Origin of the sequence: Xanthomonas arboricola pv. juglandis (assembly GCF_905367715.1) — a bacterium.
GTDB lineage: Bacteria > Pseudomonadota > Gammaproteobacteria > Xanthomonadales > Xanthomonadaceae > Xanthomonas > Xanthomonas arboricola.
Genome location: NZ_HG999362.1, coordinates 4,305,231 through 4,319,563, shown reverse-complemented (window position 1 = coordinate 4,319,563; position 14,333 = coordinate 4,305,231). Strand labels below are relative to the sequence as shown.

The following is a 14,333-nucleotide window of genomic DNA, read 5'->3' as shown; positions in this document are numbered from 1 at the left end:
TGTGCGTTCTGCAGCTCTGGTCAATGTCGATGTCAAAAGTAGCAATCGAGGATAGCAACATGAAGAAGCTGGCAGGTAGGGTGGCAGTGGTGACGGGGTCCTCAAAGGGGATCGGCGCAGGCATCGCAAAGGCGTTGGCGGCAGAAGGCGCATCAGTAGTGGTCAACTACGCGTCGAGCAAGGCGGGAGCAGATGCTGTGGTTGACGCTATCTCCGCAGCAGGCGGCAAGGCGCTTGCAGTCCGGGCAGACATCTCCATCGCCGTCGAAGCACAGGCACTTATTGAATCTGCGGTGACGCAGTTCGGGCGTCTCGACATCCTGGTAAACAACACCGGGGTCTGGGATGTGGGAGCGGTAGAGCACGTCACAGAGGATCAGTACCGTCGCCTGTTCGATGTCAATGTTCTGGGCATGATCATGACCACACAGGCGGCCATCAAGCATCTTCGAAACGAAGGTAGCATCGTCAACATCTCCTCTTCGATCACCACCTTGCGATCGCCAGGTACATCGCTGTACACCGCTAGCAAGGCAGCCGTTAACGCAATTTCTGGCGTATTAGCCAAGGAACTTGCCCCCCGCAAGATCCGCGTCAACGTCGTCAGCCCAGGATTTGTAATCACCGAAGGAACGACAACTGCCGGCATCGTCGGTTCGGAAATGGCAAGTGGCATCGTGGCGCAGACGCCCCTTGGACGTGCAGGCCAGCCGGAAGACATCGCAAGCGTGGTGACGTTCCTTGCATCTGACGATGCCCGATTCGTGACCGGTGAAGAGATCCTGGTCACCGGAGGATTACGCTGACTAATGCCTTCATGCAGCTGGCCTGACCCGGCCGGCTGAAAAAGGCGCGAGACTTTCCTCAATAAGCATGCGGAAATGTTGTGGCGTGTCTACTTGCGGACAGGCGGACACCCCTCGGACGTCCGCGGACACCGTGCAGTCAGTAGGGGTAACATCTGTCGCGGAAGAGCTTGGCATGGATCCTGCTTGACCTACCTGATCTATCAAGGCTCTCATCTAATGGCATCCGTTCCAAAGCACCGCCCGTCTTCGAGCCGCGTACTCCCTGTCTTCTGCGCCGCCTTGGTGCTCTGGTCCGAGATGCTTTCCCCTGCTAGCGCGCAACAGGCCCCACAGTCGAGCACCGCTTATCAGGGATGGGCTGCCATGGCGGACAAAGATGTCGACTTCTCGCTGCAGTGGTTTCGGGACCAATCCATCATGGCCGTGTACCCAGATCCTTCAGGGTTTGAGGCCACTCTGTCGAAAGCACGCAAACAAGCCGATGCGGACCTACAGCAGGTCAAGAATTTTGAGGGCTATCGACAAACGATGGCTCACCTTTTTTCAACGTTCAACGATGCGCATGCTTACGTCTCTATTGAGCTGACACCTGTGTTCTATCAATGGCCGGGCTTTCTCGCGGTCTACCAGGGACGCCGTTTCCTCGTTGCTGGATCGGAAGGTGTGATAGCCAACGGAGCTGAGATCACGGAATGCGACGGACTGCCTATGGCCGAATGGTCAAAGCGCGTGGCGCCCTACCAAAACATGATTCCAGGCCTGGAGTCCACGCATGCACGTGTGGCACTGAACCTCTTTCGGGATTCAGCGAGTCCCTTCATAGCCAGGCCCCGCAGCTGCATCGTCGACGGCCGCAGCGTTGATTTGCAGTGGCACATCATCCCCACCACCGAGCTCGCAAAAATCCGGTCACAGTTGGTCCCTCAGCTGGGAAGAAGCGTCACTGTCGAACCGTTCGGTAACGACGGCGCATGGGTGCGGCTCGGAAATTTCTCTCCACGAGACCGGAAGGAGTCAGATCAGTTTGAGGCGCTCTACAAGGTGGCCCCGTCACTGCGTGATAAGTCAATCATTGTGCTTGATGTGCGCGGAAACACTGGCGGGCCTTACGAATGGTTTATGGGTGTATTGCGTGCGCTCTATGGCAGAGAGTATGCAAATTACTATGCCCGTGAACGATTGAAGATTTCTGCTGTCCTCCGAGTCAGCAAGGAGCATCAGCGCGACGCAGCAGCACCACAGGGACAAGCCGACCCCAGCGCCCCGGCAGAGGGGCCGAAAGACGGCACACCCTATGACGCCGACAACAGCCTATACGCCGCCGCAGTGGCACGGGGAGAGACAGTAATCAAAGAGCCGGTGAACGCTAACAAGGTTCCGAAGCCCAGACGCATACCCGCCAACCCTGTCAGGGCAAAGGTCTTCGTCCTGACTGACTACGACTGCGGAAGTGCGTGTATTGCGTTTGTAGATGAGCTGAAGAACTTCCCTGGGGTCAAACAGGTTGGCCTTGAAACGTTTGTTGATACGCGGACAGGTTCTCCAGTCGAAGCTGACCTACCCAGCAGTAACGGCGTTATTGCGGTCCCCTATGTGACACGTGACGGCCGACAGCGCAACGACAACGTGCCTCAGCAGCCTGAGATCGAGTACAAAGGAAACATCGCTGACACCGCGTCTGTAAAGGCTTGGATCGAAAAGATAGCTCGCGAGTAATGAAGTCCGTACTGGGGAGAATGCAGCGGCTAGCAAGCAACGCTGCTGGCATCGATGTAAGCTAATACATCCACCCAAATACGCTGTTCTATCGGGGAGCGCACGCTTGGAAAAATTTCCCCATAGACCCAGCCGCTACAACGGGTCGAAGCCAAGCGGTTGAGGAAATTAGTCGGCCTAACTATTGATCGCTAATCTAAATTTTCCTGCCTCATAATCCTTTGATTTCAGGTTCGAATCCTTATGGCCTTGGCCGTATCCCGAAATGGCATCGTTAGCGATCAAGAATTCCTTCAACTATTCATGACGCGCGCAAACAGGGATTGGTGCAGCGAGCGCGGAGTAGCCCAAATCATGAACGCGCCAATCTTGTTGCCCAATCCGGGGACAACGCTAATGCGACCCTTATGGAGTGCGCGGATGCCCGCACGTACCACCGGTGCCGGTTGCATCATCGCAAGCTTCAATCCGAGGGTGATCTTTTGCTGCGCAGCCTGAGCGAATCCAGTGTTGGACATACCTGGGCACAGTGAGGTGACGGTGACGCCATCGCGCTTGAATTCACGATGCAGCGCATCGCCCAAGCGCAGGACGTACGCCTTGGATGCACCATAAACAGCCATGTCCTCCACACCCCAGAGCGCCAGCAGACTGGCAACCAGAAGGATCCTGCCGTGACCGCGCTGGCGCATGTCGGCGCCGAACAGTCGGGTCATGACGGTGAGGCTGGCGATATCCAGCTGCACCATATCCAGGGTGCTTTGCACCGAAGTGTCCAGGAAGGTGCCTTGTAGCCCGTGGCCGGCGTTGTTGATGAGGATTTCCACCTCAATGCCCCGCTCACGGAGGCTGGAATGCAGGGTCGCTATGGCGGTTACTTCTGACAGGTCAACTTGTTCGGTGATGATTTCCACTCCGTGCTCGTGGCGCAGCGTAGTTGCCAGAGCCTGCAGGCGGTCCAGCCGACGCGCGACGAGAATCAGCGGGTGGCCTTTAGCTGCATATTGCTTGGCAAATTCTTCACCGAAACCGCTGGAAGCGCCAGTGATCAGGACCCAGTCTGTGTTGTTGCTTGGCATGGTGGTGGCTCTGTGCATGGTGGACGACGTGGCCTGGATCCTGGCTTTCAGGCAAGATTGGAGACCGATGGTCTTCAATTTAGAAGACCATCGGTCTTTTATCAAGTGAGGTACAGGTTTTCGTATGAATTCGTTCACGCCATATGTCCGCGCACGCTCGGTTGAGCAAAAAGAGGAGCGCCGCCGCCACCTTTTAGCCACTGCTCGCGCGATGCTGGATGACAGCCCGGGCGCGCTTGATCTGGGAATCAATGAACTGGCGCGCCAGGCGCAGATGACAAAGTCCAACGTCTATCGCTACTTCGAAAGCAGCGAAGCTGTACTGATAGACGTGCTCGTAGAGGAATACGCCGGCTGGCAGGCCGAACTTGGAGTAGCGCTGGCACTGGACGGCAAGGCCGAGGCAACTGTCGAGGACATTGCAGCGGTCTTTGCGCAAACGTTGTGCGCGCGTCCGTTGCTGTGCCGGCTGACAAGCATCATGCCGTCCATTTTGGAGCGCAAGTTGTCGTTCGAGCGCATGGTCGAATTCAAGCTCAACTTGTTGGCGTTGCGCCATCAGGCTGCGCAGGCCTTCCATGCGCGCTTGCCAGAGATGTCGGTAGATGCATTCGAGCAGGTGATCAAATACGCGCTGCCACTGATCATCGGGTTATGGCCGCTCAGCAATCCGGTCGATGTCGCGGCACAAGTGATTGCGCTTCCGGAGTTGGAGGGGCTGCGCTATGACTTTCAGCATGATGTCGAGCGCGCAGTGCTGGTCTTGATGCGTGGTGCCCGCGACTGATTGCAATGTGAAGCCAAGGCGCGTGAGAAAGAAACACAAACCTGCTGTGGCGTGGGGCTTTGCCGCACCAGTGCACGGAAAAATAATGGGCATGGGCCGCTGATCTGCAGGACGGCGCCCCAGTGCTGCTGTTCACCGACTGGAGGCAGCTGCCGCTGACCAACGACGCGCTGCAGATCGCCGGCTTCACCTGGCGCGGCATCACTGTCTGGGACAAGACCGAAGACGTGCGGCCGCAGTTGGGACGCTGCCGGAACCAAGCCGAATACATCGTGTGGGGCAGCAAGGGCAACATGCCGTTGGATCGCCACGCGCCGGCGTTGCCGGGTGTCATCCGTGAGTCGATGCGTAAGGCCGATAAGCATCATCTGACTGGCAAGCCGACAGCGTTGATGCGGCAGCTGCTGCGGATCTGCGAGTCAGGTGGCCGCGTGCTTGATCCGTTCGCCGGATCCGGCACCACGTTGATTGCTGCCCAACCGGGAGGTTTCGAAGCAGTTGGAATCGAGATGACCGACCAACATGCCGCTGTCACTCGGGAGCGGCTTGGCAAAGTATGAGGAATGAGAGGGCAGATAGCTGCCCTCTCTTTGTGGCTAATCGTTCGTCTCAAGCAGTACGTCAATCGGTGCTTCTGGATTGAGTGGATCGTCAGCGATCTTTCTGTCGGGCGTCAGCCACTTCGGTCGCCGAGCTCCCGACGGGCGGTCGAGGACGAAGCGTGGATAGGAAAGTAGAAGGCCGGTATTCGGAAGTATCAGTGTCTTTACGCCGCCGGTCTGTCGCGTCCTGACCGATTTGCCGATACCCACCACGTGTCCGAAGCGGTAGTCTTGGACGACGTTAGAGAACAGCACCGCTGAGGAGTAGGTCAGCGGGCCGACCAGCACATTGACGTCTCCCGTGAAGTGCGCCGGTTCTGCGGTTGCCGGTTCCGTGACGGATTCGATCGTTCCTTCCACAAGCTGACCGGCGAGTTCTCCCGGCCCTGGTGTTAGTACGCGTTTGATGTAATGCGAACCGTGCCGGAAAGGCTGATCGGCGATATAGCGGAGAATGCCGTCGCGCCACATGTCGTCATCCCCACCGCCGTTTTCGCGAATATCGATGACGAGGCGTCGGACCCGTTCTCTGGCCATTTTCGTGAAGCATGCTTCCGTGAACGCGAAAAAGCGGGCTTTGTCTGGCCAGGAGAACGTGCTCACTGTGAGCACGGCGCCGTTACTCCTAATTTCGCAGCGAAATAGCCGCTCAAAGCTCGCGTCGCGTTGCAGGACAGCGGGGAGTACCTTGCGTGAAGCAGCTAGCTGCTCCCGACCTCGCTGGTCAGCAAATTCCAAATCAAAGGTCGCTGGTGTGCCGTAGACCTTGGCATAGAAGAGCCACCAACGTTGAGACAGAAGCGCCGCACGGGCACTTGGCGTATCGCCGTGAGTGCGCTTTAGCAGCGTCCGAACAACTTCTTTGGCCGGGACCCCGTTGATACGGCTGACAGAACGCCCGGCATCGGCGGACGGAGCGCCACCAAGTAGCGCAATGAGGCGTAGATGTCCGGATGCCGCCACGGAGACCTCGAAAGGAAACCACGGGGCCCCCTGTGCGGTGGCAGAAGCGGCCGAGGCTCTCCAGTCAGGCAAGCCGATGAGGAGGTGGCCGTCGGCCAGCACAGGATTGAGCTGGGCCAGCACAGACCAAGCCTGGGTCTGATCCATCGGCCGGTCCAGATCACGGTCGATCCATCTAGCGGTGCGGCGTAGCGTCGCTTTGTCCACCATGTGTTCAAGGTCAGGATGATTTTTCTCGATAGTCTCGATCGCGGTCTGCAGGTCGGCACGCAAGTCCGCTGCAGAAATGACGGAAGCAGGGGGTGCGGCAACAGCGGGTATCGCGGGCGCTGTCAACAGCGCCAGGGCTGTTAGGCCCAGGATCTTCCATAGATCGATCGACACATCTGCTCCAGGCGGTTGATGAAGCGCGCTTGCCCGCGCGTTACTTGTGTTTAAATAATGCACACATATTTCAACGAGTGTCCATGCCCATGCATACATCTCCGCGGCGTCTCATCTCCCGGCCCGAGCAAGTGAGGCTACTGAGCTCGCCAGCGCGGCAAGAGATCGTCGACACGCTCGCCTCTCTAGGAGGAGCGGCAAGCACGGCCGAACTCGCTGAGCAGTTGGGTCGGCCTGCGGACGGCTTGTATTACCACCTGCGTGAACTGGTCGCCGGTGACTTACTCACGGAAGTAATGGAGGTTGGGGGCGAGCGTGTCTTCCGCTTGGCGGGAGAAGGCGCTGGCCCCGTTCGCCTGGTCTACAACCTAGGTCCCCACGGCAATGCAAATGAGTTGGCACGTTTCGCCCGTTCCCTGTTGCAAGTGGCTCAGCAGGACTTCGAGGCCGCTATTGAGGTTGAGGAGGTGGTCACCGCAGGGAAGAAGCGCGAACTGTGGGTCTCGCGCAACAAGGGCTGGCTCAGTGATCGGGACCTCCAGGAGGTCAACGTACTGCTGGAGCGGCTCAGCGAACTCACTAGCCAGCCCAAAGCCGAAGGCCGGAATCGACTCGCGAGCCTTGCGTTCGCACTCGCGCCAACCAAGGCGCAGCCAAAGCGACGCGGTACACAGGGCGCCAGCCCCAGCAAATGAGAAAAAGCTCATCTCTCGGTGCGAGGTCGGATCTCAGTGCGAGATCGAGAGGGGCACAATCGTCGCCCCGCCACGCCTGCGCTCTTCATAGAGCCATTCGACTCGCTGCTGGAGGGGGCAGGGGTGCCCGCCGACTTTGGCGACGCGGTAGGTTGTGCTGCTCAGCCGCATAGCAAAGCGCCGCCCGGAGGCGGCGCCTTGCTGACTGATAGCTACTTCAAATTCAACCGGCTGCGAATGACACAGCCTGATGTTCTAGACGCCGACCTGTTGTGCTCACCCGGATGTGAGTCGCGACCGTGCCGTCCTCACCCGTCGGTAGGCGCCAGTTCCCAACCAACGTTTTCACCGCCAGCAGAAATCGGATTGTCGTCGCCGGCAGCGGTGGGGAGGTCGGCCGGGGCGAGGGAGTAGCTATACAGCTCGTGCAGCACCTGTTGCATTGGTGTGTAGTAGACGATGGAACGGCCATCGTGCTCGCCGGATGAGATGATCCCGATCAGATGCCGGTCGTAGGTGACAACTGGTCCACCGGAGTCGCCGTTGTCGATGCTATTGAGCTCAGATGCGTGGGCGGCATCAATGTGTTGATAACTCGGTCTCGGAATTCCAGGTACCAAAGACATGCCATGCCACACGCAGCGGACGCCGGTGCGCCAGCCGCTTGTGCAGAACTGCCCGTCGGGCGCGTTCGACCAACCCGTTACAGCAAGACGCGCCTCCCGCCCTGCGCGTGGCATGAAGACCTGATTGTTCGCCCGGGGGGTATAGGACTGGATCGGATTGCAAAAGGCTGCGCTGCTGTGGGAAGAGCAGTACAACACTGCGGCCTGATCCTGCTGGGGCGATACCCGCACAAGCTCAATGTCCGAGGTGGCTGATTGCCACACGACGTTGCCGATGGAAGCCGTACCCACGTGGATGCTCGCGTACATGGGCGCGCAGTGCTTAGCCAGCACGATCCATCGCGTTGCACGTTGGTAAGGCGTCAACCTGTGGAAGATGCTTGTGGGCACCAACACGGCCCCCACGGTGCATGATCCAAAGGGAGTGCTGACCTTCGAACCGGAGATGACCGGAAGCACCGCGCGGTCGGGATTTCGAGGTGCTACGACGCCCGGGGTCTGCGCCGCGGCGATCGAGGATGCGAGGGTGGTAACGATGGCAAACGAGAGAGCTGCCAAATGCCTTGGCAGTGGTGAAGTTTTCATCAGGGATAGGGTTCTTTAAGGGATGTCATGGGTGGGGGGGCGCCCATTCGCGCGTTAATTGAGTGGCGGCGTCCCGTGGTGGATAGGCCCGAAACAGTGAGCGATATCGCCATCCTCGGTTCCGCCGACTCGCAAGACGATGGTCATCCCCTACTGCCACTTTCGTAGTTGTCTTGCGAGGTTGCGATCATCTACGGCACCGCCCACGCCGCATGGCTTGGTCACGAACTGCGGCCTCTCGGAACGAAGGGTCGAGCCGTGCGACGTTTGTCGATAGCGCTGCCGCAACAAACGAGGGAGCGGACTCAGTAGGTGGCGCGTTGCGTCATAATGCTGCGCAGACCTTTGGTGCGCGCTTGCCACAGATGTCGGTAGATGCGTTCGAGCAGGTGATCAAATACGCGCTGCCACTGTTCATCGGGTTGTAGCGGCTCAGCAATAGGGTCGATGTCGCGGCACAAGTGATCGCGCTTTCGGAATTGAAGGGGCTGCGTTGCGGGCACCGGTAGCGGGCACCGTCCAACAGCTGGCTGTGCATACTGTCGGTGGCGTTGTCACACCAGCCCAGGCACTTCTGGTCGTCGTACCCAGCGAAGACGCTCTGGAGATCGAGGCCACTGTGCTCAACAAGGACATCGGCTTCGTGCAGCCGGGTAAGGATGTGATCGTGAAAGTCGATAGCTTTCCATATAGCCGCTACGGCTACCTGACCGGCAAGGTAGTTAGCGTCTCCCATGACGCCGCGAGGACGAACAGCTGGGCCTAGTGTTCCCTGCCCGGGTGAAGCTGGAATGGGCCACGCTGAAGATCGATGGTATAAGTGCGCGGTTAAATGCCGGGATGAGCCTTAGTGCAGAGATCAAGACGGGCAAGCGCCGGGTCATCGACTACCTGCTTAGTCCTTTTCAACAGCACACCACTGAAGCCCTGCGCGAGCGCTGACACATGCTGACCCTTTCGCTGATCTATGTGGGCATCGTGCTCGTGTCCGGAATGCTCGGCTGCGGATGCCGGCTGCGGGTGGCCGCACATCGCCTGGCAACCGAGTCGATCGACAGCCCGGCGAAGGGCACGCGCTGGACGAATCGATACCTATTCTTCAGCTTCTGGCACCTGTTTGTCTCGCTCTTCTCGCTCGCTTTCATGCTGCCTGTGATGGATCTCCTCATCAACCACGGCGTACCCGGCAGGGCCCTACCAGGCCTGTATCTGTTGTTGTGCCTGCCGTTGGCCAGCGTCTGCTACTGCATTGACCTGCGGCTTACACGCCGCTGCGATGCCCGGAAGCGGGCAGGGCGGCTGGCGCTTCGCAGGCGCCTGAGAGGGTCTTGATCCTTTCTGGACGTCCAAGTGCTTCACGGCATTCCACCTGAACTCCAACCGCGAGGAACGCGCCGCCATGACCACGTCCAACAAGACCATCTACTTCATTCAGGGCGACCTGGACGCGCCGCCTCCAGGATGAGCGATCCGTCCGCAGCACGAGCATCTGTCCAGATCACTCCCGCAGCGATCAGCCCATAGATGCCACCCTCATGTCGAGCAGTGGCTCCGTGTGCCCACAAGCGTGCCTCAAGGGTGTCGGTTAGAATATCTGACATGCGGCATAGCCTCTAAATGACTGACGGACATTGCCTTAGCATAGCGCTGGCGCCAGAGCTGCACATCCCGGGGTCTTGACTGTGCTCCAAAGGCGTGGCGCTGTACGACAACATGAAAGTCCTGACAGTAACTGTGGTGGTAACTGTCATTACTTAGATGGTCTAATCCTTGCAAATATAGGGATTCGGGCCGAAGTGTGGTTGAGGGTGGGCCAATAGAAAGCAGGCACTTGGACGCGCGTCCAAGTGCCTTTTTTGTGGCTCGGAAACTACCGGGACACGTCGTGTTCTTCTTTGCTGATCGCGCAGTCGGCGTCTTCTGGATAAGCGTTTGCGTGTGCGGTAGTCATCGTGTCGCTCCGTTGCGGTGCGCTTGCTTGCGCAGCCAGGTGAGGACATCAAGTGCCGGGTCTTCATGCATGCAGACGTGCAGCCGGCCCAGCACGATGCTCTGCGCATCGCCGCCCGGCAAGACGTCATCAAGGCCCGTGGCTTCGCAGGCGATCAGGATCGGCGGCAGACCAGGCTGCGCGTGGGAATGCAGCATGGCCAGCACATAGCCCTGCATCATTTCGAAGCTGAGGGTGACGCCGGTGCAGACGCGGAACTGTCTGCTAGTGCTCATGGCCGCACCTGCGCGCACAAGGGATCAACTGCAGCGATCGCTGCTTTATTGTCGGCAAACGGGAGGGCGTGGATGGCCTTGCCTGTGCTTACGAGGCGTGCCATCTGGTTCAGCCACGCATGACTGCATTCGAAAGCGTTGGCGATCAGATCGATATGGTGGCCGATCTGGCGCGCCGCAGACGCGGGTGCTTGTTGGGTGTTGTAGAACATGGTGCTGACTCCAGTTCGATGAGCGAACCATCCACCACGCCGCCAAGCAGGGTGGACGACCGAACGGGGTTGGCGGACCGGGTCAGCGCCGGCAGGCTTTGCAGCCTCCCCGTCCGACCGTCCATAAAAACAGACAACGCCGGGCACGAAAAAGCCGCAGAGCATGCTCAATGCGGCTTTCGCCGCTGACAGTCAGGCCGCCAAGCCCGGTCGCCGATGATGCGGCGACGCACGCATACTCGCTCCGGCTCCTGGCGCGTGTCAACGGGAAAGCATTGGAGTTAAGGGAGCTCCTTTCGAGAACCTCCGGCAGCGCTTGGTCGTGCCTGCCGCATCTTCAGACTGGGCTCTAATAGTCTGTGAGCGAGCAGACGCGTCGAAGGTCAAGGCAGGTAGCCATGTCGCCCAACCTCTAATGTCGAGCATTGGCCAACGCGCCCGTCTGACGGCGTGCGGCTCTCACGCCGCCGCTTGTCGTGCTGTCATGTCCACGCTACCGAGGGTCGTTGGAAGGTTCATCAAGGCTGGCTGGGGCAGGTTGGCCGATGACGTGCCGCCGGCGATCACGCGTACCGCCAGCTCAATGGAAGACGCGTCACTCAAGCACACCTCCACACGCGGTGCAGCTTGGCGCAGGAGCACGCCGATGCGCGCTGCGATATCCCTCTGGAGGCGAATTCGCAGCGCGCAGCGCCAGCCGCCGGCGGATGCATCGGAGGTGGATGCTTGTGCTTCAGATTGCGGCTAGATAGTCGGTGTAACCCTCTGCGCCGCCGCCGTAGTAGGTGTCGCGATCCGGAGAGGCGAGCGGTGCGCCTGTCTGCAGGCGTGCCACAAGGTCCGGGTTTGCAATGAAGGGTTGGCCGAACGCGGCCAGATCGATCACTGCCTGATCGATCAGCCGGGCCGCACGCTCCAGGTTCAATTTGCCCGCAAGGATCACGGTGCCGCCGTAGGTGCGCTTGAACGCTGCGAGGAATGTTTCGCTCATGTCCGGCGAGCCGTTCGCGTGGTTGTCGTTTAGATGCACATACGCAAGCTCGCGCTTGGCCAGTTCTTCGGCCAGGTACAGGTAGCTCGCCTCGCTCTCGGCGTACGCGGGCATGTCGAATTGGCGATTGTTCGGTGCAAGGCGGATCCCCACCTTGCGTGAGCCGATGCGCGCGGCCACCGCATCCACGGTCTCGAGAATGAGCCGCGCCCTGTTCTGCAGCGAACCACCGTAGGCGTCGACACGGTCATTGGTGATCGGGTTGAGGAACTGCTCGAAGAGGTAGCCATTGGCCGCATGGATCTCGATGCCGTCGAAGCCTGCGTCGATCGCGCGTTGTGCTGCCTGCTCGAAATCGCGCACGATGCCTGGCACTTCTTCGGTCTTCAGCGCACGTGCCGGGCTGGGCTCAGCCGTCCCGCGCGTTCCGTCTTCGCGGTAGATAAACGCAAAGCTCTTGGAGCTGGATGCCACCGGGCGCGTGCTCGCGCTCACCGGATCGGCGCCATCGGGCTGCAGCGAGGTATGCGACATGCGGCCCACATGCCACAACTGGGCGAAGATGTTGCCCTGTTGGGCATGCACTGCATCGGTCACCATCTTCCAGCCGGCGACTTGCTCCTGCGACCAGATGCCGGGCACATCGATGTAGCCCTGGCCTTGCTGCGAGACGGGAGTGCCTTCGCTGACGATCAGGCCTGCGCTCGCGCGTTGAGCGTAGTACGTCGCCGTCAATGCGTTCGCCACGCATCCCGGATTGCGCGCGCGGGTCATCGGTGCCATGACGATGCGGTTGCGCAGCCGGATGTCGCCGAGATCGAAGGGGTGAAAAATCGTTGATGTCATGGGGAGGGCGCTAGTTGGTGGGACAGGCTAAAGAAGGTAAGGTTGACTCCGGCGCACATAAAGGCGCCGGGAGTCCCGCCATTGGGGACATTGATTCCCCAAAGGGCCGCTGATGATCCCTGTCGAGACACTCAATGGGCTGGTCACCTTCGTCACTGCGGCACGTTCCAGGACGTTCACCGAGGCGGCCGAGTCGCTGGGGATCTCGCGCTCGGCGGTAGGCAAGGCGATCGCCCGCCTGGAGACGCGGCTGGGCGTGCGCCTGTTCCATCGCACCACGCGCCGCATCGCGCTCACTGCTGATGGTGAATCCTATTTCGCGACATGCGCTGCTGCGTTGGAAGAGATCGCCAGCGCAGAAGCTGGCCTGGCCTCTCAGTCGTCACTGCCCAGCGGCCGGTTGCGCGTGGACATGCCGTCGTCTTTCGGTCGCCACGTCATGCTGCCGATCCTGCTCCGCATCGGCGCAGCGCACCCCGATCTTCACTACACGCTTTCCTTCAACGACCATCTGATCGACCCGGCCCAGGAAGGCATCGACTTGACGATCCGGTTTGGTGGCGTTGAAAGCTCCGGTGGTCTGGTTGCGCGCAAACTGGGGCGGCAGCGACTGGTGCTATGTGCATCACCTGGGTATCTCGCTGCACACGGGACTCCCCGCACCATCAAGGACCTGCAGGCGCATCGCAGCATCGTCGGCTTCCGCAATGGCCAGCCTGTCGGCTGGCGGTTTGGCGAAACGGTGAGCGCCGGCGATTTTGTGCCGCAAGGAACGCATCAGTTGAATGACGGCGACGCGGTCATCGACGCTGCGATTGCAGGTCTGGGCATTTGCCAGATGCCGATCTCGCTGGTGCGCCCGCACATCCCGTCGGGCAGGCTGCAGCTCGTCCTGGAAGAGTGCACGGCCTATTGCATCGAAATCTACGCGCTGTGGCCGCGCACGCGCCACCTGCGCCCGAAGGTGCGCTACGTGGTGGACGAGTTGGTGCGGCTTTCCGCTGTCGGCACCTTCGACTAGACCAGCACAGCGATGCGCGCTGCCGATGCCATCGATACCTCCGGCGGCGCACAGGTTGAAGCGCTGCCTACCTAGCGCGCCTGGGTGTCCCAGAACCCCATGAGCTGCGTGATCGCGGCATCCATCGCCTTGAAGCTCATGCCATCCCGGGCCAGCGTGGATAGCCCGAGCAGGAAACTGTCGAACACGCAGGTCAGTGCGGCGGCGTCCGCGGCAGGCCCGAGTTCGCCGCTGGCGATGGCGCGGTCCACGCAGGCGCGGATGCCGGCGCGCGTACGTGCGCGCGAGCGCGTCAGCGGTGTGCACAGTGCCGAAAGCTCCGGCGACGGCGCGCTCATCACTCCCAGCGTGACCATGCAGCCTTTCGGGTGGCCGCGCTCGCACTGCATCTTGGCGGAACGGCGCAGCGCAAGCTCCACTGCCTGCCTGGGGCCAAGCGCGGCGTCCCACAAGCAGTGGGTCACCCTGGCGTAGGTCGCCAGGTAGCGGTCCATGCATTCCTTGAAGAGCGCTTCCTTCGAGCCGAAGGCGGCATAGAAGCTGGGCGCGGTGATGCCGCCACCAATCGCGGCCTTGAGCTGGCTCAACGAGGTGGATTCGTAGCCCTGTTCCCAGAACAGGTGAAGCGCCTCTTCCACCGCGGCGTCACGGTCGAAGCTGCGTGGCCGTCCCATTTGCGCCATGGCGCCCTCCGATGTCTACATCAAGACTAGTCGATACAGATGTCGTTGACAACGCGGCTGCCCTGCAGGTATATATATCGAACGGTACATATGTAAATACTCAGTGGT

Annotated in this window: 13 protein-coding genes and 2 pseudogenes; 8 read left to right on the top strand and 7 right to left on the bottom strand. The window is 60.2% G+C overall.

Translation table 11 applies throughout. The features are described 5' to 3' along the window. Positions 1–59: 59 nt before the first annotated feature. Positions 60–806 carry a glucose 1-dehydrogenase gene (locus KHN93_RS18580; RefSeq protein ID WP_039522454.1) on the top strand — a complete coding sequence of 249 codons (747 nt, stop codon included), beginning with the start codon at positions 60–62 and terminating at the stop codon, positions 804–806. A gap of 186 nt (positions 807–992) precedes the next feature. After that, positions 993–2,525, top strand: coding sequence for a S41 family peptidase (locus KHN93_RS18575; RefSeq protein ID WP_167705951.1), 1,533 nt, complete (start codon positions 993–995; stop codon positions 2,523–2,525). A 293-nt stretch (positions 2,526–2,818) separates the two neighbouring features. Here the strand turns inward: KHN93_RS18575 and KHN93_RS18570 are convergent, their stop codons facing one another. Beyond that, positions 2,819–3,742: an SDR family NAD(P)-dependent oxidoreductase gene (locus KHN93_RS18570; RefSeq protein WP_211921023.1), complete on the bottom strand. Its 924-nt coding sequence runs from the start codon at positions 3,740–3,742 to the stop codon at positions 2,819–2,821. Here KHN93_RS18570 and KHN93_RS18565 point away from each other — a divergent pair. Continuing rightward, the gene (locus tag KHN93_RS18565) at positions 3,729–4,391 is read left to right on the top strand and encodes a TetR/AcrR family transcriptional regulator (protein WP_211921021.1); all 663 of its coding nucleotides are present in this window, start codon (positions 3,729–3,731) and stop codon (positions 4,389–4,391) included. The genes KHN93_RS18570 and KHN93_RS18565 overlap by 14 nt on opposite strands. A gap of 104 nt (positions 4,392–4,495) precedes the next feature. Continuing rightward, a pseudogene (locus KHN93_RS18560) lies at positions 4,496–4,951 on the top strand (DNA methyltransferase); the annotation flags it as partial. Between the two features lie 36 nt (positions 4,952–4,987). Here KHN93_RS18560 and KHN93_RS18555 read toward each other — a convergent pair. Further along, positions 4,988–6,340: a S41 family peptidase gene (locus KHN93_RS18555; RefSeq protein WP_211921019.1), complete on the bottom strand. Its 1,353-nt coding sequence runs from the start codon at positions 6,338–6,340 to the stop codon at positions 4,988–4,990. Positions 6,341–6,423: 83 nt separating this feature from the next. Between KHN93_RS18555 and KHN93_RS18550 the strand changes: the two genes are divergently transcribed. Continuing rightward, positions 6,424–7,035: a winged helix-turn-helix domain-containing protein gene (locus KHN93_RS18550; RefSeq protein ID WP_211921017.1), complete on the top strand. Its 612-nt coding sequence runs from the start codon at positions 6,424–6,426 to the stop codon at positions 7,033–7,035. Between the two features lie 308 nt (positions 7,036–7,343). Here KHN93_RS18550 and KHN93_RS18545 read toward each other — a convergent pair whose 3' ends face one another. Further along, a complete protein-coding gene (locus KHN93_RS18545; RefSeq protein ID WP_104541751.1) occupies positions 7,344–8,246 on the bottom strand; it encodes a trypsin-like serine protease in 903 nt (300 codons plus the stop codon). A gap of 490 nt (positions 8,247–8,736) precedes the next feature. Here KHN93_RS18545 and KHN93_RS21730 point away from each other — a divergent pair. Then, positions 8,737–9,188, top strand: a pseudogene (locus tag KHN93_RS21730) (beta-barrel domain-containing protein); the annotation flags it as partial. A 3-nt stretch (positions 9,189–9,191) separates the two neighbouring features. Continuing rightward, the gene (locus tag KHN93_RS18535; RefSeq protein ID WP_211921015.1) at positions 9,192–9,578 is read left to right on the top strand and encodes a hypothetical protein; all 387 of its coding nucleotides are present in this window, start codon (positions 9,192–9,194) and stop codon (positions 9,576–9,578) included. Between the two features lie 615 nt (positions 9,579–10,193). Here KHN93_RS18535 and KHN93_RS18530 read toward each other — a convergent pair. The 3 genes from KHN93_RS18530 to KHN93_RS18520 form a co-directional block, all read right to left on the bottom strand. Further along, positions 10,194–10,418, bottom strand: coding sequence for a hypothetical protein (locus KHN93_RS18530; protein ID WP_244812144.1), 225 nt, complete (start codon positions 10,416–10,418; stop codon positions 10,194–10,196). A 50-nt stretch (positions 10,419–10,468) separates the two neighbouring features. After that, a complete protein-coding gene (locus KHN93_RS18525; protein ID WP_039518649.1) occupies positions 10,469–10,684 on the bottom strand; it encodes a hypothetical protein in 216 nt (71 codons plus the stop codon). 733 nt (positions 10,685–11,417) lie between these two features. Further along, complete coding sequence (locus KHN93_RS18520; protein WP_211921013.1) at positions 11,418–12,521, bottom strand: alkene reductase; 1,104 nt, start codon at positions 12,519–12,521, stop codon at positions 11,418–11,420. Positions 12,522–12,633: 112 nt separating this feature from the next. On the opposite strand from KHN93_RS18520, the gene KHN93_RS18515 reads away from it, so the two are divergent. Continuing rightward, on the top strand, positions 12,634–13,542 hold the full coding sequence (locus tag KHN93_RS18515) for a LysR family transcriptional regulator (RefSeq protein WP_211921011.1): 909 nt from the start codon (positions 12,634–12,636) through the stop codon (positions 13,540–13,542). 71 nt (positions 13,543–13,613) lie between these two features. On the opposite strand, the gene KHN93_RS18510 is transcribed toward KHN93_RS18515, so the two are convergent. Next, entirely contained in the window at positions 13,614–14,225 is a 612-nt protein-coding gene (locus tag KHN93_RS18510; RefSeq protein ID WP_211921009.1) for a TetR/AcrR family transcriptional regulator, read from the bottom strand. Positions 14,226–14,333: the final 108 nt, after the last annotated feature.